At 36.6% G+C, this 20,407-nt stretch carries 20 protein-coding genes; 5 read left to right on the top strand and 15 right to left on the bottom strand.

From position 1 onward, the window contains the following. Positions 1-97: 97 nt before the first annotated feature. A complete protein-coding gene (locus COL05_RS12350; RefSeq protein WP_098668817.1) occupies positions 98-745 on the top strand; it encodes a phosphatase PAP2 family protein in 648 nt (215 codons plus the stop codon). A gap of 57 nt (positions 746-802) precedes the next feature. Here COL05_RS12350 and COL05_RS12345 read toward each other — a convergent pair whose 3' ends face one another. The 5 genes from COL05_RS12345 to COL05_RS12325 form a co-directional block, all read right to left on the bottom strand. Next, entirely contained in the window at positions 803-1,816 is a 1,014-nt protein-coding gene (locus COL05_RS12345; RefSeq protein WP_098668816.1) for a PTS sugar transporter subunit IIC, read from the bottom strand. A 22-nt stretch (positions 1,817-1,838) separates the two neighbouring features. After that, positions 1,839-2,789, bottom strand: a complete 951-nt coding sequence (locus COL05_RS12340; RefSeq protein ID WP_098668815.1) for an L-lactate dehydrogenase — start codon at positions 2,787-2,789, stop codon at positions 1,839-1,841. 247 nt (positions 2,790-3,036) lie between these two features. After that, complete coding sequence (locus COL05_RS12335) at positions 3,037-3,285, bottom strand: spore coat protein (RefSeq protein ID WP_001002987.1); 249 nt, start codon at positions 3,283-3,285, stop codon at positions 3,037-3,039. Between the two features lie 13 nt (positions 3,286-3,298). Beyond that, positions 3,299-3,484, bottom strand: coding sequence for a hypothetical protein (locus COL05_RS12330; RefSeq protein WP_001180555.1), 186 nt, complete (start codon positions 3,482-3,484; stop codon positions 3,299-3,301). A gap of 144 nt (positions 3,485-3,628) precedes the next feature. After that, positions 3,629-4,342, bottom strand: a complete 714-nt coding sequence (locus COL05_RS12325) for a CPBP family intramembrane glutamic endopeptidase (RefSeq protein ID WP_098668814.1) — start codon at positions 4,340-4,342, stop codon at positions 3,629-3,631. 241 nt (positions 4,343-4,583) lie between these two features. On the opposite strand from COL05_RS12325, the gene COL05_RS31850 reads away from it, so the two are divergent. After that, entirely contained in the window at positions 4,584-4,712 is a 129-nt protein-coding gene (locus tag COL05_RS31850; protein ID WP_002193867.1) for a hypothetical protein, read from the top strand. 94 nt (positions 4,713-4,806) lie between these two features. Here COL05_RS31850 and COL05_RS12320 read toward each other — a convergent pair whose 3' ends face one another. The 5 genes from COL05_RS12320 to COL05_RS12300 all read right to left on the bottom strand — a co-directional run bounded on the left by COL05_RS12320 (position 4,807) and on the right by COL05_RS12300 (position 11,723). Further along, positions 4,807-5,355, bottom strand: a complete 549-nt coding sequence (locus COL05_RS12320; protein WP_098668813.1) for a TetR/AcrR family transcriptional regulator — start codon at positions 5,353-5,355, stop codon at positions 4,807-4,809. Between the two features lie 3 nt (positions 5,356-5,358). Further along, a complete protein-coding gene (locus COL05_RS12315) occupies positions 5,359-6,081 on the bottom strand; it encodes an MBL fold metallo-hydrolase (RefSeq protein WP_098668812.1) in 723 nt (240 codons plus the stop codon). Positions 6,082-6,220: 139 nt separating this feature from the next. After that, positions 6,221-8,005 carry an acyl-CoA dehydrogenase family protein gene (locus tag COL05_RS12310; RefSeq protein ID WP_098668811.1) on the bottom strand — a complete coding sequence of 595 codons (1,785 nt, stop codon included), beginning with the start codon at positions 8,003-8,005 and terminating at the stop codon, positions 6,221-6,223. A gap of 142 nt (positions 8,006-8,147) precedes the next feature. Next, positions 8,148-9,320 carry an acetyl-CoA C-acetyltransferase gene (locus tag COL05_RS12305; protein ID WP_001206335.1) on the bottom strand — a complete coding sequence of 391 codons (1,173 nt, stop codon included), beginning with the start codon at positions 9,318-9,320 and terminating at the stop codon, positions 8,148-8,150. Positions 9,321-9,341: 21 nt separating this feature from the next. Further along, positions 9,342-11,723: a 3-hydroxyacyl-CoA dehydrogenase/enoyl-CoA hydratase family protein gene (locus tag COL05_RS12300; protein WP_098668810.1), complete on the bottom strand. Its 2,382-nt coding sequence runs from the start codon at positions 11,721-11,723 to the stop codon at positions 9,342-9,344. 235 nt (positions 11,724-11,958) lie between these two features. Here COL05_RS12300 and COL05_RS12290 point away from each other — a divergent pair, with 235 nt between their 5' ends. Continuing rightward, positions 11,959-12,105 carry a YuzL family protein gene (locus tag COL05_RS12290; RefSeq protein WP_001096344.1) on the top strand — a complete coding sequence of 49 codons (147 nt, stop codon included), beginning with the start codon at positions 11,959-11,961 and terminating at the stop codon, positions 12,103-12,105. 97 nt (positions 12,106-12,202) lie between these two features. Continuing rightward, a complete protein-coding gene (locus COL05_RS12285; protein ID WP_098668809.1) occupies positions 12,203-13,042 on the top strand; it encodes a D-alanyl-D-alanine carboxypeptidase family protein in 840 nt (279 codons plus the stop codon). Positions 13,043-13,064: 22 nt separating this feature from the next. Here the strand turns inward: COL05_RS12285 and COL05_RS12280 are convergent, their stop codons facing one another. The 4 genes from COL05_RS12280 to COL05_RS12265 all read right to left on the bottom strand — a co-directional run bounded on the left by COL05_RS12280 (position 13,065) and on the right by COL05_RS12265 (position 16,967). After that, positions 13,065-13,982 (bottom strand): proline dehydrogenase family protein, encoded by a 918-nt coding sequence (locus COL05_RS12280; RefSeq protein ID WP_048528283.1) that lies wholly within the window; start codon positions 13,980-13,982, stop codon positions 13,065-13,067. A 310-nt stretch (positions 13,983-14,292) separates the two neighbouring features. Then, on the bottom strand, positions 14,293-14,538 hold the full coding sequence (locus tag COL05_RS12275) for a YusU family protein (protein WP_001290594.1): 246 nt from the start codon (positions 14,536-14,538) through the stop codon (positions 14,293-14,295). A 48-nt stretch (positions 14,539-14,586) separates the two neighbouring features. Next, positions 14,587-14,889, bottom strand: a complete 303-nt coding sequence (locus tag COL05_RS12270; RefSeq protein WP_098668808.1) for an MTH1187 family thiamine-binding protein — start codon at positions 14,887-14,889, stop codon at positions 14,587-14,589. A gap of 77 nt (positions 14,890-14,966) precedes the next feature. Then, positions 14,967-16,967, bottom strand: a complete 2,001-nt coding sequence (locus COL05_RS12265; RefSeq protein ID WP_098668807.1) for a methyl-accepting chemotaxis protein — start codon at positions 16,965-16,967, stop codon at positions 14,967-14,969. A gap of 186 nt (positions 16,968-17,153) precedes the next feature. Here COL05_RS12265 and COL05_RS12260 point away from each other — a divergent pair, with 186 nt between their 5' ends. Continuing rightward, complete coding sequence (locus COL05_RS12260) at positions 17,154-17,912, top strand: TrmB family transcriptional regulator (RefSeq protein WP_098668806.1); 759 nt, start codon at positions 17,154-17,156, stop codon at positions 17,910-17,912. A 29-nt stretch (positions 17,913-17,941) separates the two neighbouring features. Here the strand turns inward: COL05_RS12260 and COL05_RS12255 are convergent, their stop codons facing one another. Continuing rightward, on the bottom strand, positions 17,942-20,098 hold the full coding sequence (locus COL05_RS12255; RefSeq protein WP_098668805.1) for a SpaA isopeptide-forming pilin-related protein: 2,157 nt from the start codon (positions 20,096-20,098) through the stop codon (positions 17,942-17,944). Positions 20,099-20,407 lie beyond the last annotated feature (309 nt).

The following is a 20,407-nucleotide window of genomic DNA, read 5'->3' as shown; positions in this document are numbered from 1 at the left end:
TCATTCAAGAAAATGTAAGTAAAATCGATAGCCCAAATTACGTTTCTATATTATAATCAATTGAATTTGCTTACATTACTAAACATAGGAGATTATCATGAAGAAATTTAAACTTTCATCTTTTCTTCCGTTAAGTTATATACTTCTACTCGTACTCGTAAGTCCCCTTTACGATGTATTAAATAAATCAGCTGTTCATGCAGTAGATGTCACAACTGTAGTAGACGATTGGATTCCATTTGTGAAAGCATTTATTATTCCTTATTTACTTTGGTTTCCTTACTTATACGGCGCACTTATTTATTACTGCTTTGCCGATCGAAAACAATATTATGTCACTTTAAGTAGTATCATTCTTGGAAAACTTGCTTGTTTTTCTATTTATTATTTTTGGCAAACAACTGTACCACGTCCAGCAGTCGTTGGATCCGACGTATTTTCCGAACTAGTCCGCTATATTTATAGTATCGACCAACCGGTGAACTGTTTCCCTAGCATTCACGTTCTTACTACCTTTATCATTATGTTAGCTGCCTTTAGACGTAGGGAACAACATGCTTTTGAATATTACATTCTTACCTTCTTCGGTACGCTTATTATTTTATCAACGTTATTTACAAAGCAACACGCATTTGTAGACGCCATTTCTGGAATGACGCTTGCAAGCATACTTTACTTCGGCGTTCAGTTGTTATTAGCCAAAGAAACGGTACGTGTTCCAGTAAAACAAAATCAAAAAATGTAAAAAGCAGACTGTGGCTTCTACAGTCTGCTTTTCTCTATATAAAAGGAGATTTTCAATTTAAGATTGCGGTACAGTCATATCACCAGAGTGAATACGACCTGCTTTTTTAAGAGCAATGTAAAGTATATAAGAAACAGCTACTGGAATGATGATATATGTGATTACCATCGCTGGGACAACTTCCCATCCTTCGCTGGAAATTAAATTAATTGGTGCGATAAGAGAACTTAATCCAAGACCTGCAATTTCTTTTCCTGCTTCCAGTTGGAAAATCAATGCGGATACTGGACCAACTATCGCACTGGCGACAACAGTTGGGACGAGAATCATTGGATTTTTAGTGATATTTGGCAACTGTACTTTCGGAGTACAAAGTGCTTGAGCTAATATGCCGCCCAAATTATTTTCTTTCGCTGAGATAACAGAGAATCCGATAAACTGGGCAACGCAGCCTGCAAGAGCAGCACCACCTGCAACACCGTCTAAGCTAAGTGCGATTGCTAACGCAGCTGATGAAGCTGGGGAGATAAGTAATAGTCCCCAAACGACTGCAATGACGATAGAAGCGATGAACGGGCTACCAGCTGAGCTATCTTTAATAAATGCCCCAACTGCATTTAAAACAGGAGTAATATTATGAGATAACCAAATACCGACTAAACCAGAACCTAATATGGCCGCAAATGGAACGAGCATCATATCTAAAGCCGTTTTCCCGCTTAAACGTTTACCAATATATACAGCTAAAGTTGCTGTTAATAATGCACCGATTGGCTCACCTGTTTTAATAATTAGACCTGCTTCAGTAATTGAAATGGATCCCGCACCAATCGCTCCAGCTACCATAGCCGAGAAGATTACAAGGCCATTTGCACCGAGCATAAAAGCAATTCCGGCACCAATGGCTGGTGCCATAAGTGATTTTGCAACAACTCCGATTGTAATAAGTAACGGAAGATCAACAATTCTTCCTATATTTTCGATTAGTAAACCAATTCCAAGGGATACGAAAATACCTTGTGCGATTCCAGCAGATGCTTTAAATACACGAGACATTATATATTCCTTCATTTGTTTCACCTTCTCCTATAAGTTAGTAACCAATTGTTTTTATATAATCACGTAAAATATCGTTTGATTTTGCGAATCGAGATTCTTCATCCTCTGTTAAATTTAGTTCTACAATTTCTCTTATACCATCTCTAGTAATAATAGCTGGTACTCCTGTACAAATATCATATTCACCATACTCCCCATCTAAAATAGCTGATACAGCAATGACACGGTGATCATCGTTAAAGATTGAGCTCGCAATATATGCTAGAGAATTTCCGATTCCGTAATAAGTAGTACCTTTTCGTTTATAAATTTCCCATCCAGCTTTTGCAGTCTTCTCAACAATTTCATCTAAATCTATTTCACCAAATTTGTCTTTTTTCTCTTCTAAAATTTGTAGAATTGGCTTTCCACCAACAGTTACGTGAGACCAAGCAACCATTTGCGAATCACCATGTTCTCCTAATGAATACCCATGAATACTACGAGGGTCTACATGTAACATTTCAGATAAAATTGTTCGTAAGCGAGAAGAATCTAGTGATGTACCAGTGCCGATCACACGATTTCTAGGTAATCCAGATAATCTCCACACTTGATACGTAATAATATCAACTGGGTTCGATGCGAGTAAGAAAATACCATCAAATCCACTTTCCATTACGCCGCCAACAACACTTTCCATAATCTTCGCACTCGCTCCTAAAGTATCTAAGCGACTTTGTCCAGGCTTTGGTGCTGGTCCTGCTGTAATAATAACGATATCCATATCTTTGCAGTCTTCATAGCTTCCTGCATATACTTTTGTTCTTGTATTTGTAAAGTTAATGCAGTGTGATAAATCCATTGCTTCCCCAACTGCACGTTCATGATTTATATCAATTAATAATAGCTCTTCGCAAATGCCTTGATTCACAATGGAATATGCACAACTTGATCCAACTAATCCAGTACCGATAATTGCAATTTTTCTTGTATGTCTTTTCATAGCAATCTCTCCTAATTGATCATATAATCTATTTCTTTTGCTCTTTACACCCCTAATTATAGAGATTCCCACGATAGAAACCATGGATACTTTGTGAAATGCCGAACAAACTTTTGTCCTTTTTGTGAATTGTTATATTCCATTTTCGTCATATTTGTTACAACTGGAAAAATATTTATTTTATATTTATTGACATGCTCAAAACAAAAAAACGAGCGACTTCATTCGCCCGTTTTTTGTCATCCCATTATTCCGCACTTAATTGGCTTTTTAATTGCTGCACAATCATTGGATTCGCAGGTGCTGCTGGCTTATAATAACTCTTTTGCTTTGCGTACTCATACATATTACGTTGGCGCATTTCATCTTGATTACGAATTTGGATTAATGTTTGGTGTAACTGTTCATTATCAGACTGAGCAATATAATTTGCGTAGCTTGTTAAACTTGCATTTAATCCTGCTAAATAATCATTTACCATATCTTTTTCATTCATGTTCCGCTTCCTCCTATCCTAGGAAAGTCATTAATTGTTGCTTCGTATTTCGTGCATCTTGCGCATCCTTTTGTAGCATTTGTTTCAGTTGTGGATCTGTACACGTCTGTGCATACTGCTCCAGCTTGTTAATAATTGTTGCGTGTCCGCCAATCAAATGACGTAAGTTTTCTACTTCAAGCTCTGTTAAGTTTTGCATAGAATACTCCTACCTTTCTTTATTCGTTCACTGTTAGTATTTAGCTATTCTTTAATTGTATACATGAATTAACTTTTTCACGTGCATACAAAATAAAAGATGAATAGCTGAGCCATTCATCTTTTATTTTGTATGTATTTATTTTTATAGAGATACAATCATACTTATACTCACAAGTAAGTTCCATACGATATGTAAAATAATACCAGGTATAATAGATTGCGTCTTTTTGTATAACATTGCAAATACCATCCCCATAATCGTTGCCGTAATTAAAAGACCCCCATGAAGAATTCCAAAAATGAAGGAAGAAATAATGATACTAACTAAAAAATTATATTTCTTTTCTAAAAATCGATATAAAATACCTCGAAATAGAATTTCTTCTTTAATCGGTGTAATGATAGCGACACTTAGCACATATATAATACTTTGTATGCTATTTTGAAGCCCTAAACTCCCTAATTGTTTCTTTTGTTCTGCTGCACTTTCAAAACTAAATACATGTAACATTAAATATTGTGATAACGCAATGACAATAAAGCCAATTAATAGATATAAATATGTCTTCCAACTCTTCAAAACGGATAAATACCAAATAGATTTAATAAAATGAAGAACTGGTTTATAAGCTAATAAAACGGTAACAACAACAGATGCATCGAATAAGAGCAAATAATATCCTTCTAATTTAGTACTTAATGCTTCTTCTCCATAAATCCCAAAGGCTAAACCAAGGAATAGTCCTCCTAGGAGTGAAATCCCTATAATCATTGCTATCATTACAAATAGATTTTTATATGTTATATTCTCTATTTTTCTTTCCACACTATACGTTTCTAACACTGTTTTACTCACAGTATCCCTCCAGTTATTCTCATTTACCTTATCAAAATCTCGCAATTCATATATATAGATAATATAACGAAATTTACAAAAAGAATAATATGCAATTTTACATATTATGAAAACTTTATATTTTATAGTTTTAGGAATAGGATTGCTATGCAATAATTATTATATGAAATTTCAAAAAACACTTCCTATCCACCATAACCCTCGCATCATATAAAACTTATTAGTTAAAGGAGCAATGAACATGAAAACACACGACTTCCTTACAGAAATCCAGAAGGGCTCTGAGCCTAGTCCATATCAAGATCCTATCGCATTCAGTTTCGTTTGCTTTTTCTTAGCGATATATACATTTTTCAAACCTGCAAAATGATATCATTTCATGAGAAAAAGCCTACCATTCTTTTCAAATCATATGCAAACAAAAACCTTAGAATCACTTCTAAGGTTTTTGTTTGCCTTGCTTCTTATTCACGTAATCCTTTAATAAACGTTTCCAACAATACATGTAAACTCGTATCTAAATCTAGCGGCAAACCAAATCCACCTTGCTGTTCAATCGAAGCGAATCCATGACAAATACTTCTGAATCCACGGGTTGCATGAAGTGCATTCTCCCCTTCTAAGCCGTACTGTTGTAACACCTGCAGACAAAGCTTTACAATCCCGTCACCTGCTTTTCTTACTTCTTCATCTCGTAAAAAGGTTGCTTCATACAGTCCAGGATGTTTACGTACGAATGCTACATACGCTTCTCCTAAAGCATGAATTGCTTCATCCATCCGTTTACCCTCGGCTGCTTCTTCCAGTCTGTTATACAGCTGTTTGATTCCATAAATACCAAGATTTTTTCGTACATCTTGTAAGCCTTTCACATGATTATATAGCGAGGGGGAACGTACTCCTAATGTTTGCGCCAATGAAGCTAACGTTACTTCTTGTATTCCATTTGCATCTGCAATTTCTGCTGCTGTTTCTACAATTTTCTGTAATGTAAGTCCGATTCTCGGTGACATAAATTACCCCTCTTTTCTACTTTCTATATTCCGCTTTGCTTCCTTAATAGCAAGCTCTATGATAGCGCCTGGATCGTTTATCATTTTTCCATGTCCTGCCGCAAGCAAGGAAGGCTCATATTCTCTTAACTTCTCTGCACTTTGTAATGATATGTCTTTGCTCCACGTTGCCATCGCCGGAAACGGAAACCAAAATTTCATTTGTCCTGAAACAGCCATACCTCCTCTTGTTTGGAATGCATCCCCGACAATAAGAGCTTTATTTCGTACATCAAGAAACGACATGGAGCCTGGCGTATGTCCCGGTGTCATAATCGCAAGAAGCGATCCAACTTGGTCGCCATCTTCTAATAAAACATCAGGTACCGTTTTTACTTTTTTAGGCACACCGCCTTTTATCGGTATATTCGGTTCATCCTTTTGTAACGTCGCATCTCCTTCTAACAGCTTTGCGTCCCTTTTAGAAATATAGACTGGAACATTAGGAAGTACTTCTTTTAATGCGTCTAGTGCACCGATGTGATCATCATGCGCATGTGTTAATACAATATTCGTAATTGGTTTCCCTATTTTCTCAGCAGTCTGTAAAATACCTTTTGCGCTATATGGCAAAGCCGCATCAATTAAAGTTAAACCATCTTCTTCCTCCACGAAGTAACAATTCACTGGAAACACTCTTGGCAAAAATGACAATTGATATACCGTTTTTTCATGTATCATTCTCATATTCCCATCTCCCTTTTCACGAAAACTAATACTATTAGTTTTATTATACTAATGGCATTAGTTTTATGTCACTAAAAATTTCTTTTTTTCAAAAAAAAAGAACAGTAGTCGTATAAACGACTACTGTTCTTTAAAGATATTAAACTGTGTAACGCTCATCTTCTAAAATTTTCGCAGCGATTTCACGTTTCTTCGGAATTACGTTAAGTGGTGTGTGGCGAGTTAATTTACGTAATGATGATAACATCATGCGTAGCATGTCGCCGTTTTCAACTGCGATAAGTGTTTCTTTCGCATCTGCTTCGATTTCGTTGAATGCTTCTTGGCAAAATACTTCAGTGTATAACACTTTTTGTTTATTCTTTTCAAGACCAGTTGCTTTAATTGCTTTTTCTGTACGAAGAACAGCTGACTCCATTGCGTATAGGTTGCTTACGATGTCAGCGATATTTACAAGAATTTCTTGCTCTTTATCTAATGTCTTACCGTATTTTTGAGCAGCTAATCCAGCTACCATTAAGCCAATTTTCTTCGCGTTACTTACTAAATATTTTTGAAGTGCTAATGGCTCATCGCCCACTTCTTCTGGCATCATCATCATTAACTCTTCTTGTAATTTCTGTGCTTTTTGAAGAAGTGGTAATTCACCTTTCATCGCTTTACGTAAGAACGTACCTGGTACGATTAGGCGGTTAATTTCGTTCGTTCCTTCGAAAATACGGTTAATACGAGAATCGCGGTACATTCTTTCAATCTCGTACTCTGCCATAAATCCGTAACCACCGTGAATTTGAACACCTTCATCTACTGTATAGTCTAGTACTTCAGAACCGAAAACTTTATTTAAAGAGCACTCGATTGCATATTCAGCGATAGAAGCTGCTACTGCTTTACCGTCCTTCACTTCTTCTTCAGATAATGTGCTCATGCGGCTTTCGAATAAACCTACTGTACGATATACAGAGCTTTCAGCTGCATATGTTTTCGCTGCCATATTCGCAAGTTTCTCTTGAATTAATGGGAAGCGAGCGATTGGTTGTTTGAACTGTTGACGTTGGTTTGCATATTGTGCTGAAATTTCTACTGCACGTTTCGCAGATCCAACTGTACCAACACCTAATTTATAACGACCGATATTTAAAATGTTGAATGCGATAATATGACCTTTACCAACTTCACCAAGTAAGTTCTCTTTCGGTACTAATGCATCTTCTAAAATTAACGTACGAGTTGAAGAACATTTAATACCCATTTTCTTTTCTTCTGGGCTTGTAGATACGCCAGCATATTCTTTCTCTACGATAAACGCTGAGAAGTGCTCTCCATCAATTTTTGCGTATACGATAAACACGTCAGCAAATGCAGAGTTTGTAATCCATTGTTTTTCACCGTTTAATACGTAATGTGTACCTTCTGCATTTAAACGTGCAGTTGTTTTTGCACCTAATGCGTCAGATCCTGAACCTGGCTCTGTTAATGCGTATGCAGCTAATTTCTCACCAGTTGCAAGTAATGGTAAATACTTTTTCTTTTGCTCTTCGTTACCGAATAATACGATTGGTAAAGATCCGATACCTACGTGAGCACCGTGAGTAATTGCAAAACCACCAGCGCGAGAGAATTTCTCTGCGATTAACGCTGAGCTTACTTTATCAAGACCAATTCCACCGTACTCTTCTGGTACGTCAGCGCCTAATAAACCAAGTTCCCCAGCTTCTTTTAAAAGACGAACAGAGCGATCAAACTCATGTTGCTCTAAATATTCAAGCTCTGGTAGAACTTCATTTACGATAAAGTCCTCTGTCGTTTTTGCAATCATTTTATGCTCAGACGAAAAATCTTCTGGCGTAAACACTTGATCAATCGTAATCTCATCTACTAAAAAGCTACCGCCTTTAACCGCACTTCCTACTGTTTTTTCCATGAAAATTTCCTCCTTCATATTTTCATAAGCCGCTTCTCTCATTTTGAAAGAAGCTGGCTCTCCCTTTTGTTTTTATAAACCTTTGTTGCTTCCATTCTTTGCATTGGTGACGTCTCTTTCTGAGCGAGCCGCTTCTACTTTTTTATAGTAATTCAAACACTCCTGCTGCTCCCATTCCGCCGCCGATACACATTGTTACGATACCGAATTGTTCGTTGCGACGTTTCATTTCGTGAATAAGAGATAGTGTTAGTTTTGCTCCTGTACAGCCAAGTGGATGTCCAAGTGCGATTGCACCGCCGTTTACGTTTACTTTTTCTTCATCTAAACCAAGTTCACGAATAACTTGGATTGATTGTGAAGCGAATGCTTCATTTAGTTCGAATAGGCCGATATCAGATAGTTCTAAACCAGCTAGTTTTAACGCTTTCGGAATGGCAGCGATTGGGCCAATTCCCATTACTTCTGGTGGTACACCCGCTACTGCAAATGAACGGAATTTCGCAAGTGGCTTCATACCATCGCTTACTGCTTTTTCACGATCCATCAATAGTACAGATGCTGCACCATCACTCATTTGTGAAGAGTTACCAGCTGTTACAGAACCGCGAACGTTAAATGCTGGACGTAATTTACCTAAAATGTCTAATGTCGTTTCTGCTCTTACACCTTCGTCTTGTGCGAAAGTGATTGTTTCTTCTTGTAATTTGTTGTTTGCTCCAACAGTACGTAACGTTACATCTACAGATACTGTTTCATCAGCGAAGTTACCTGCAGCTAATGCTTTCGCAGCGCGTTGATGACTTCTTACTGCAAATGCATCTTGCTCTTCACGAGAAATTCCATATTTCACAGCAACTTGCTCTGCTGTATGTCCCATACCCATATAATATTCTGGAGCTGCTTCTACAAGGCGACTATTCGGACGAACAACGTGTCCCATCATTGGAACTAAACTCATTGATTCCGCTCCGCCTGATAATACCGCTTCCGAGTGACCAAGCATAATGCGCTCTGCTCCGTAAGCGATACTTTGTAAACCTGAAGAACAGTAACGGTTAATTGTAATAGCTGGAACATCGTAAGAAAGTCCTGCTAATCCGCCGATATTACGAGCCATATTTAAACCTTGCTCTGCTTCTGGCATCGCACAACCGAAAATTAAATCATCGATTGGTCCTTCATAATTCGCACGCTTTAATGTTTCTTTTACTACTAACGCCCCTAAATCGTCAGGACGAACTGTTTTTAATGAACCCCTCTTTGCTTTTCCAATTGGTGTTCTTGCTCCCGCAACAATGACAGCTTCTCTCATGAACGATATCTCCCCTCGTTATTAGTTACGTAATGGCTTTCCTTTTACAAGCATGTGCTGCATTCTTGCTTGTGATTTCATCTCACTTACTAAGCTAATAAATGCTTCACGTTCTACATCTAATAAATACTGCTCATCAACTTCTGTTCCATACGGCACTTTTCCGCCCGCGATGACATATGCAAGTTTCTTCGCAATGTGAAGATCGTACTCTGAAATATAACCAGATAAATGCATTGCTTCTGCACCAAGTGCAAGAGTTGCATATCCTGTTTCACCAACAACCGGTATCTTTTTACGAATCGGTGCTTTATAACCTGCTTCATATAAAGCAAGTGCTTTCTGTTTTGCATCGTATAGTAAGTGATCACCATTCACACTAATACCGTCTTTATCACCTAAGAAGTTATGAGAAAATGCTTCTTGTCCTGAAGTTGAAACTTTCGCCATTGCGACTGTTTCGAACACTTTATTTGCAACTTTTTGCAGATCAAACTCTACGCCGTTTGCCATTTTATTTAAGTGTTTAATATATAGCTCTTTATTACCGCCTCCGCCAGGGATTAAGCCAACACCAACTTCTACTAAGCCCATATACGTTTCACTAGAAGCTTGAATGCTAGCTGCTGGTAAGCAAACTTCTGTACCTCCACCAAGCGTCATACCATATGGTGCTGCTACAACTGGCTTAGAAGAGTATTTAATTTTCGTCATTGCATCTTGGAAGTTTTTCACAACTAACTCAATTTCAAAGTAGTTGTCATCTTGTGCTTCCATTAAGATCATTGCTAGGTTCGCACCAACGCAGAAGTTCTTCGATTGGTTACCGATAACAAGACCTTTGTAATTCTTTTCTACTTCATCAACAGCGTAGTTAATCATTTGCGTAATATCCATACCGATCGCATTGCTCTTCGAATGGAATTCTAAGCAAAGAATACCGTCACCTAAATCGATTAAGCTCGCTCCGCTATTTTTCTTTAATACGCCATTTTTCGCTTTTAATTGTTTAAGAGAAATTGCCTTTTTATTACGCTCAATTAGCTTATATTCGCCATTATCGTAATAGTAGCTATCTCCGTTATCATGTTTGTAGAAAGTAGTGAAACCTTTCTCTAACATGTCTTTCACCCAAGTAGGAACAACTACGCCGTTTTCTTCCATCTTTTGAACGGACTTTTCAACGCCGATTGCATCCCAAACTTCAAACGGTCCTTGCTCCCAGCCGAAGCCCCACTTCATCGCTTGGTCAATTGCAACGATATCGTCAGCAATTTCTTTATGAAGTTTTGCAGAGTATAGAAGAGTCGGTGTAATGATGTTCCATAACAACTCTCCTGCGCGGTCTTTCGCATATACAAGCGCTTTCAATTTATTCGATAAACCTTTTTCTTGTTTACTTAACTCGATAGATGCAGCTTTTAATTTTTTGCGAGCTTCATACTCCATCGTTTCTGGATTTAATTCTAAAATTTCTTTTCCTTGTTTTAAGAAGAATCCTTGACCAGTTTTGCTTCCAAGCCATTTTTTATCAAGCATGTCATGCATGAAAGCTGGTACTTTAAATACATCGCGCTCTTCTTCTTGTACGTTTTCATATACGTTATTTGCAACGTGTACGAATGTATCTAAACCAACAACATCTAATGTACGGAACGTTGCGCTCTTCGGACGACCAATAAGCGGGCCTGTTACAGAATCAACTTCCCCAATGCTATAGCCGCGTTTTACCATCTCTTGAAGAGTTACAAGTAAACCATACGTACCGATGCGGTTTCCAATAAAGTTTGGTGTGTCTTTTGCGATAACAACGCCTTTTCCAAGAACGTCTTCGCCAAATAATTTCATGAAGCTTAATACTTGTGGATCAGTTTCTTTCGTCGGTATTACCTCTAGAAGTTTTAAATATCGTGGTGGGTTAAAAAAGTGTGTGCCTAAGAAGTGTTTCTGGAAGTCGTCTGAACGACCTTCTGCCATTTTTTCAACTGAAATGCCTGACGTATTGGAGCTTACAATAGAACCCGGTTTACGAACAGCATCTACTTTTTCAAATAGTTTCTTTTTAATATCTAAGTTTTCAACTACTACTTCAATAATCCAATCTACATCAGCTAGACGCTCAAGATCATCTTCTAAGTTACCTGCTTCAATCAGTGCTAGATTTCCTTTCACTGTCAGAGGAGCTGGTTTTTGCTTTAATAGTTTTTGCAGTGCCGTATTACTAAAACGATTTCTCACACTTTTATGTTCTAATGTAAGTCCCTTCGCTTCTTCTTCTTTCGTAAGCGCAGGTGGTACAATATCAAGCAATAATGTCGGAATACCAATATTAGCTAAGTGTGCCGCAATCCCTGAACCCATTACGCCTGAACCTAGAACAGCAGCCTTTTTAATTTGGAACATCCATTTCTCCCCCTATTCTTGAATGAATGCTCATTCAATTTTTCGACATAAGTCGCAATCAATGAGTGAGCCTCTACTAATAAATATATGATACTGTTTAAATTTTCGCAATATATTTATTGATAAAATTTTCTGAAATAAATATTTTTCTTTTATTTGCCCATGCTATATATGTATTTTCTTCACTAAAATACACTTTCCCTTTTTATAATCTGACGAAACTGGAGGAATATATATGGCAAAACTTAAGAAGAACCCTTCAAAGGCTGGAATTAGTGCAGCAAGCGTAACTGGAAATGCAGGTCCGCATAATCACGGTGTGGAAAAGGGCCGTCAAGGTAATAACCAGCAATATAAGAAGCATAATATGGGCGAAAAATAACGCTATATTTTTGGGCAGAGAACGTGGCATAATGGGTAATGGCTGCTTTTTCTGCCCAATTTATTTGTACATATGGAAAACAAAAGAGGGAACGATGATGAAACGAACAATAGTTATGATTGTAATGATTGCCACACTATTTACAGGGATGATTTTCTTCTCTTACGCACAAAGACAGCAAGCTGTAAGATCCGATCAACCTAGTATCACTGGACAATACGCCGTTACAATCGATGCAGACACAGGTGAAATTTTGTATGGAAAACGAGAAGACGAACGCTCTTATCCGGCTAGTATAGCCAAAATGATGACAACCCTTCTTTTACTAGAGAATGTAAAAGAAGACGAAGAAATTACAGTTACAGAGAACGCAATTAAAACAGAAAGTCAAAGTAAAAAAATTAAACTTCGTGCTGGAGAAAAGTTAAAGCGTGATGAGGCATTAAAACTGATGCTTATCATTAGTGCAGATCCAATAGCTGAATCCATCGCAGAACATATTGCAGGATCAAAAAATGAATTTGTAAAAATGATGAATGCTAGAGCGAAGGAACTTGGTACAAAGCATGCGACTTTCAAAAACGCAAGTGGTGCTGATGCACTCGGAAATAAAGTATCACCATATGACATTGCTATGATTACGAAAGAAGCATTAAAGTACCCAGTTGTTTTAGAATATATGAATTCAACACGTACAACTCTACATACTTCAGAACGCTCTCCAAACATCGCAAACTATGGACGAGAAGAACTATATGACGATCCATATGCAATTGGAAGTAAAAGCGGTCTATCGGCACTCGGCAAATATACGGTCGTAACAGTAGATGAGAAAGATGGTAAACGCGTCATTAATGTTGTATTATCTTCTACTCGCAAGCAACTGTATCCTGATACAAAGAAAATGGCACATTACGCATTTCAGCAATTAAAATAACCAAGGAGTATTTTCTCCTTGGTTATTTTTTAACCATACCTTTTAATACGAACGCAACGTTTGCTGGACGCTCTGCTAGACGACGCATGAAGTAGCCATACCAGTCGTTTCCATAAGGTACGTAAACACGCATTTTGTACCCTTCTTTTACTAGCTCAAGTTGACGCTCATTACGAATACCATATAACATTTGGAATTCAAATTGGTCTCTTGGAATGTTGTGTTCTTCGGCAAGTTTTTTCGTATATTCAATAATCGCTTCGTCATGTGAAGCAATTGCAGTATAATTTCCATTTAATAAGTGCATTTTAATAATTTTTTTATAGTTATCATCTACATCTTTCTTATCCGGGAACGCTACCTCTTCAGGTTCTTTATAAGCTCCTTTTACAAGACGTAAATTAGGACTATAAGCATTTAATTCTTCCATATCTTTTTCTGTACGATATAGGTAGGCTTGAATAACTGTACCAATATTATCGTACTCAGATTTTAACTGTTTAAAGATATCAATTGTCTTTCCGCAGCGTGTATAGTCTTCCATATCAATGGTAACGAACACACCATTTTCTTTTGCAGCTTCCAAAATACGGCGCATATTGTTCATTACGATTTCATCAGAGATATCTAATCCCATAGAAGTCATTTTTAAAGAAAGTTGCGAATCAAGACCTTCTCTTCCAATAGCACGGATCGCTTCAATCGATTGGTTAGCCATTTCATTTGCTTCCGCTTCATTATCAACGAATTCTCCTAAATAATCGATCGTTACACAAAGTCCTTGCTTGTTCAATTGTTTAATAGCTGCTGTCGCTAATTCAATTGTCTCCCCTGCGACAAAGCGACCTGCACCAAAGCGTAAACCGTACTTTTTAGCCAGTTTTGTTAGCGCTTTATTTTTAGATAAGAAAAGAAACGAATTTCGCATTAATTGTTCCATGTAATTCACCCCTATGACTTAATTTATCTGTTTTTTACCCCTCTTCAAAATTATATCATTGTTTAAAATTATTGGATACAAATAATTATTTAGATAATTTATAAAATACTATAAAAACATTTAAAACCCTATATTCTCGCTTATAAATATGCCTGAAATATTTTTCGACATTTAGAAAAATGGAGTTTACTAGGCACAAAATAGGCATGTCGAAAATATTCGACATGCCTATAAAACCCTTTATATTCCATGTAAATTATACAAGGATATTAATACAGAAAACTTGAGATTATATTTGCCTCAAGTTTTTTTATTGCTCATTTCTCTTCTCTTCATTCAGCCTTTTAATATCTGTAATTAACTGTACCATCTCTTCTTTCGCATCAGGATATGTTTCATTCCAATGCTTCACTAAAGCCGGCATCGTCTTGGCTATGTAAGAATACAGTGCCCACTTCTGCACCTGTTCTTTTCTCTCTTCATTGCTCTCTCCAAGTAATAGTTCCGTGTATTTCTCTAACAACCCGTCAAATTGTTCGTTAAACTTTTCACTCATCTTATCTACCTCCTATATGAAAAAAGCAGCGAAGATCGCTGCTTTTCTTTATAATTTTGATCGAACAGAGTTTAATTTCTTCTCCATTGTGCTTACTTTATCGCGACGATCATCAATACGAATTGTTGTCGCAACGCGCTGCGCACCTTTCGCATATGGAACTTCATGCATTTGTTGAATTACTTCTAGAATGACAGGAAGATCTCCTTCAATAATTGTATTCATTGGTGTTAATTGATACTTCACGCGATCTGCATTTTTCTCTAGCACCTTTTGTACTTCTGCTACATATTCACTCACACTTGGATTACCTGTTCCTACTGGAATAATCGATACGTCAACAATTGCCATAGTAGTCTTCCTCCTATAATTGCTTCTTATATATCCATTGTCTATTTTACCGAAATACTCATCATTTTACTAATTTGTTATTCCTCTATTTTAAACTGCTCAACTAATCTTTCTAAGTCTCTCATATGCTCGGTCAAACTTTCCATCGTATGAGCTACCTTTTCTAGATGATTCACTTGTGATTCAGTTGCAGCATTTACTTCTTCCGAAACAGCTGCGCTTTCTTGACTCGTACCAGCAATTGTATGCATGACCGCTGTAATTTCTCCTTGCTCGTGACCGATATTATATACCTCTTCTACAATTTGTTCCACTGACGTACTAATCGTATTTACAACTGACATAATTGTGCGGAATTCCGCTTCTGCCTCTGTCGTAACTTTATTTTGTATATCCGCAATGTCTTTCAATTTGCTTACAACTTCTACTACTCTTCTTACCTCTACTTGTACATCACCGATCATCGTCGCAATTTCTACTGTTGCATCCTTTGATTGTTCCGCTAATTTCCTAACTTCTTCCGCAACAACAGCGAAGCCTTTGCCTTGTTCACCCGCACGTGCTGCCTCGATTGAAGCATTTAAAGCAAGTAAATTCGTTTGATCCGAAATACCTTTTATAAGCTCTACAACATTTTGAATCGATCCAACCCTTTGCTCTAACTTTCCGGATGCTTCCTCTGTATGAACAACAATTGAAGAGGATTGGCTTCTCGTACGAACTAAATTGCGCATCGTATTTAATCCTTGCTTAGATGCCTCTTCAGCTTTGCCAGCCACATCTTTTATTTCCCCAACAGAGTTATTCATTTGTTCCACTGACTGTGCCATATTCTCGAGTTGCTCTGAAACTTCATCGACACTATTAGCAAGAGTGGACGCTCCTCCGCTCACATCATCCATTGCACCTGACACTTCTCTACTAGCTGCTACAGTTTCATTCGTTAAATAATGTAGATTATTCGTTGATTGTTGCACTGTTGATACACTATTTTTAATTTTGCTTACCATTTCATTCATTTGCTCAACCATATGATTAAAATGGTTCGTCAGTTCTCCAACTTCATCCTTACTTGTCACTTTCATTTGCAACGTTAAATCACCTTCTGCTACTTTTTGAACGTGATTCGTTAATAGTTGCAGCGGTCTTGCTAATCTTCTTGAGAACAAGTATGAAGCTGCAATTCCAACTAATAAGCTAATACATGCCATTATAATGACTGTATTTCTCGTACTATGCAATAACCCATCAATTGTTTCTTTCGGATAAAAAATTCCTATCTTCCATTTCATCAAATCAAATGACTGACTATATACAACTACATCTTCACCTTTTAATGTAGTGACAGCATACTTTGTTACATCTTTATTTAAACTCTTCACAAGTGCCTCTTTTGAAACATCTTTACCTACTTTCTCTGGGTAAACAAGAGCCATATTTTTATCATTTATAATAAACATTTCTCCGCCGTTATTGTACTGAATATTATGAAGTAATTTCTGAATTGTTCCGAGCGATACATCCATCGCCACAACACCTAATACAGATCCATCTTGAGCTGTAATTGCTTTAGAAACTCCCACGCTTAACTTACCTGTTGCAATTTCATACATAGGTTGTCCCCAGTGAACTTTCTTCACATCAGCTTCTGAGTCTTTATACCATGGTCTTGTCGTTGGGTCATATCCCTCTGGTACTTTTCCACCTTCAGCAAGATTGGCACTTAATGTTTTTTTATCTTTCGTACCAATATATAAGTCTAAAATGCCCGGATGATTCTTTTTGTACTCCGAAAACTCTTTCGTCAAAAATGCTTCCTCTTCCGGAGTAACTCCGTCTTGAAGCATATTACGAATCATCTCACTGTTCGCATAATACCCCATGTCTTCATCCGTTCTTTGAACAAATGTCGTAAGTTGCTCTGTCACAAGATCCATCGTATTTTGAGAATACTGATCTAAGGAGCGCACTTCCTTCTCTTTCTGTAATTCATACATAGCTGTACCCAATATTACGAACATCATAGAAATAAGTACCGAAAATACTACCGCAATTTTTAAACGTAAACTTCTTAACATCTTCCCCAAAGCATCCCCTTCGCATTGAATTTAAATCTTATTAATCATTATATTAAGTATAATAGATAAAATTAAAAAATTGAAACTAATTCTCACCTCAATCTGAATAGAAAACCTACTACCACTTGTGCAAAAACAAATAGTTCATTATCCTTAAAATATAATCTCATTCGTTCGGAGGTAACTATGTTACAAAAATTCGGTTTCTCACAATATGAAAGCCAAGCTTACGAAGTTGTCGTATCAAGCAACGAGCCATTAGATGCTACAACAATCGTGAAGCATTCTGGTGTTCCAAAAGCAAAAATATATGAAGTGCTAGCACGACTGATCGATAAAGGGATGGTAATGGATTCTGTTTCAGAAAAGAAAAAGCTGTATACAGCATTACCACTCAAGCTAGCAATTGAGAAATTAACGACAGAATTTCAATCAAATATTAAAGAATTAGAGACAACTATATCGCAAAAATCATTTACAGATGACCGTGTATGGAGCTTAAAAATGCAATCTTCTATTCGCGTTCAAAGTAAAGAACTCATCGAAGGTGCAAAAAAGTCCATTCTTATTTCAGCTTGGAATGATACTCTTTCTGAATACCTTCCTTTATTAGAAGAAAAGGCAAAACAAGGCGTCCAAATTGAGTCTCTTATAGTTGGAGAAGTAGAAACGAATTTAGAAAACATGCATTTTCTAATTCCAGCTGAAGAACCTAACGCATTAGAGCGCTATTTACTACTCATCGTTGACGACCGCGAAATTTTATTTGCTGGTGTAGAGCAAGAGTCATGGCAAGCAATGAAAACAATGTCACAACCTTTCGTAAAGTTCTTTACAGAATTTTTCTATCATGACGTTGCACTTGCGAAAATTACCCAGAAACACCATGATCTCTTTATGGAAGATGAGGAAATTAAAAGTTTGTTGATGAAGTTGAGATACTAAAAAACGCCTCTATTACAAGGCGTTTTTTTCTACATTTCTTTTCTATTTTTCAACCTTAACACATAAGCACCAGCAATAATAAAACCAATTCCTAAAACGAATAAAGTTGTAAATTCATTGCCGACGCTTCCTGTAGCTGGTAAACGCACTTCATTATGAGTACTAGGTTGTTGCACCTGCTTCACATCAGCGGAAGGTTTCACTTCTCCATTCTGCATTGGCTTATTTGGCTTAGAAGGAAGCGATGCCTTTTCTTCTTTCTTATTTTTCACAATATGTTTAATAATTTCTCCATTCTCTTTTATTTCAAAGGCGAATGTCTCTTCATTTATTACATATCCATTCGGTGCTATTGTTTCTTTATACGTGTACTTTCCGTATGGTAATTTGAATTTCGCTATACCTTTTTCATCCGTTTTCCCTTTTACTACTTCTTTTCCTTGCTCGTTGTAGATTGTAAACTCTGCATTTGGTAATTTTGTATTCCCATCGGCTACGTCTACTTTCGTTATTTCTAATTCACCTTCTATTTTCTTATCTTGAACGATATGTTTAATAATTTCTCCATCCTCTTTTATTTCAAAGGCGAACGTCTCTTCATTTATTACATATCCATTCGGTGCTATTGTTTCTTTATACGTGTACTTTCCGTATGGTAGTTTAAATTTCGCTATACCTTTTTCATCCGTTTTTCCTTTTACTACTTCTTTTCCTTGTTCATTGTAGATTGTAAATTCTGCGTTCGGCAGTTTCGTATTTCCATCCGCTACATCTACTTTCGTTATTTCTAATTCACCTTCTACTTTCTTATCTTGAACGATATGTTTAATAATTTCTCCATTCTCTTTTATTTCAAATGTGAATGTTTCTTCATTTATTACATATCCATTTGGCGCTATGGTTTCTTTATACGTGTACTTTCCGTATGGTAGTTTAAATTTCGCTATACCTTTTTCATCCGTTTTCCCTTTTACTACTTCTTTTCCTTGTTCGTTGTAAATTGTAAACTCTGCATTTGGCAATTTTGTATTCCCATCCGCTATATCTACTTTCGTTATTTCTAATTCACCTTTTACATTTTCATTTTTCAACTCTAATACAGCAGTTTCACCAGTTTTCACTTCAATTTTTTTAACACTTCCGTCTAACACATATCCAGCTGGCGCTTGAATTTCTTTGACGCTATATATACCGATTGGAAGATTGCCTAACTCCGCAATTCCCTTATCATTAGTCGTAACACTTTGTTTAAAGTTTTCATTAGAAACTTCAAACACAGCCCCTTTTAATAATTCCTTTTTTTCTCCTAATTTCATAATCTTTAAAGAGCCTACTGATTCCCAATTTACAACTAAATCTGTACTGATTTTCTCACTATTTCTTTGTAACAATACCGTTGTATTTTGAACTTTTTCTGATCCTTTAAAAGCTATTGCTTGTAAATTTGTTAAAGTAGACTTCACTTTCATTTTAAAATTACCACTACTCGTATCTTTCGGGATTAATATTTTAAATTTTTCGTTAATTGATAATGTACTTTTTTCTTCTCCCTTTTCATTTACAATTCGAAGCCCTTTAGGAGCATTTTCAGGAAGAATTGTATAAGAGCCAGAAATCGCATTTGTTTGCACTGCATAAAATCCTGTTTCTAAATAATTCCCTTTTTGTGTAGCAGTTTGTGGATCTACAGGATTAACTTTAAAAAATATATCTTGTGATCCAGTTTCTTTTTTTGAAACCTCTACTAAACGCTTCATAAGATTATGTACTCGTTCATTTTTTGCAACTAAATCTTCTTCCGTTAATTCATTTGCTGCAATCCATACCGCTAATTGTGTAGCATAATGCGCCTCTTCTACTGTCACTACCCCTAATTCAGATGGGCTTTTTTGAGGATACCCGTTTAATAAAACACGATATACGGCATCAGATGATTTCCCCATCTCAGGCAAATCATCTCCATTTGGAGAACGCAAATCAGGCGTTAAACAATACGCAATACTACCCGAAGCCGTTTTAATTATTTCTGTCTTTATTTCACGCTGTTTCGACTTACTATAACTCCAATCCATTTTATATGTTTCTCTGTTCATTACTTCTGCCTTCACTTGCGGCATTGCAATTCCTAATAAAATAATAAGAGCACTTAAAAAACTAAACCATTTCCCTACCATCTTTCGTTTCATTCTCTCCACCACCATATATAAATTTCTACATGAAGCAATCTTACTGTTTCATTGTACTTATAGTGAAAAAAAGAGAATAGGTGGTTTTTTTGTAGTATCTTGTCGAATTGTTGAGAAAGTTTCAAAGTAATAAGCAACATTAAAATTGTTTGTTGTCATGCTGCTATTGACAAATGAACATTACATATTTTCAATTTTCAAACATAATAAAAAAGCACTTTATCCCACTTTAATGGGCAGTAAGACCCCCACCTCAAATTCAGCGAAAGCAAAGAAGTTAGGTAGGGGTCGGGCTGCCCATAAAAGTCC

The organism is Bacillus sp. AFS059628 (assembly GCF_002571225.1).
In the GTDB taxonomy this organism is placed as follows: domain Bacteria; phylum Bacillota; class Bacilli; order Bacillales; family Bacillaceae_G; genus Bacillus_A.
Note: the sequence above shows the minus strand (reverse complement) of the source record. Positions and strands in the feature narration are given on the sequence as shown.

Coding starts and splice junctions, on each gene's coding strand:
- COL05_RS12350 (WP_098668817.1), top strand. CDS start 98: ATGAAGAAATTTAAACTTTCATCTTTTCTTCCGTTAAGTTATATACTT.
- COL05_RS12260 (WP_098668806.1), top strand. CDS start 17,154: ATGTTACAAAAATTCGGTTTCTCACAATATGAAAGCCAAGCTTACGAA.
- COL05_RS12310 (WP_098668811.1), bottom strand. CDS start 8,005: ATGGAAAAAACAGTAGGAAGTGCGGTTAAAGGCGGTAGCTTTTTAGTA.
- COL05_RS12330 (WP_001180555.1), bottom strand. CDS start 3,484: ATGCAAAACTTAACAGAGCTTGAAGTAGAAAACTTACGTCATTTGATT.
- COL05_RS12280 (WP_048528283.1), bottom strand. CDS start 13,982: ATGGAACAATTAATGCGAAATTCGTTTCTTTTCTTATCTAAAAATAAA.
- COL05_RS12305 (WP_001206335.1), bottom strand. CDS start 9,320: ATGAGAGAAGCTGTCATTGTTGCGGGAGCAAGAACACCAATTGGAAAA.
- COL05_RS12285 (WP_098668809.1), top strand. CDS start 12,203: ATGAAACGAACAATAGTTATGATTGTAATGATTGCCACACTATTTACA.
- COL05_RS31850 (WP_002193867.1), top strand. CDS start 4,584: ATGAAAACACACGACTTCCTTACAGAAATCCAGAAGGGCTCTGAGCCT.
- COL05_RS12270 (WP_098668808.1), bottom strand. CDS start 14,889: ATGGCAATTGTTGACGTATCGATTATTCCAGTAGGAACAGGTAATCCA.
- COL05_RS12335 (WP_001002987.1), bottom strand. CDS start 3,285: ATGAATGAAAAAGATATGGTAAATGATTATTTAGCAGGATTAAATGCA.
- COL05_RS12315 (WP_098668812.1), bottom strand. CDS start 6,081: ATGAGAATGATACATGAAAAAACGGTATATCAATTGTCATTTTTGCCA.
- COL05_RS12275 (WP_001290594.1), bottom strand. CDS start 14,538: ATGAGTGAAAAGTTTAACGAACAATTTGACGGGTTGTTAGAGAAATAC.
- COL05_RS12265 (WP_098668807.1), bottom strand. CDS start 16,967: ATGTTAAGAAGTTTACGTTTAAAAATTGCGGTAGTATTTTCGGTACTT.
- COL05_RS12255 (WP_098668805.1), bottom strand. CDS start 20,098: ATGAAACGAAAGATGGTAGGGAAATGGTTTAGTTTTTTAAGTGCTCTT.
- COL05_RS12300 (WP_098668810.1), bottom strand. CDS start 11,723: ATGTTCCAAATTAAAAAGGCTGCTGTTCTAGGTTCAGGCGTAATGGGT.
- COL05_RS12345 (WP_098668816.1), bottom strand. CDS start 1,816: ATGAAGGAATATATAATGTCTCGTGTATTTAAAGCATCTGCTGGAATC.
- COL05_RS12340 (WP_098668815.1), bottom strand. CDS start 2,789: ATGAAAAGACATACAAGAAAAATTGCAATTATCGGTACTGGATTAGTT.
- COL05_RS12320 (WP_098668813.1), bottom strand. CDS start 5,355: ATGTCACCGAGAATCGGACTTACATTACAGAAAATTGTAGAAACAGCA.
- COL05_RS12290 (WP_001096344.1), top strand. CDS start 11,959: ATGGCAAAACTTAAGAAGAACCCTTCAAAGGCTGGAATTAGTGCAGCA.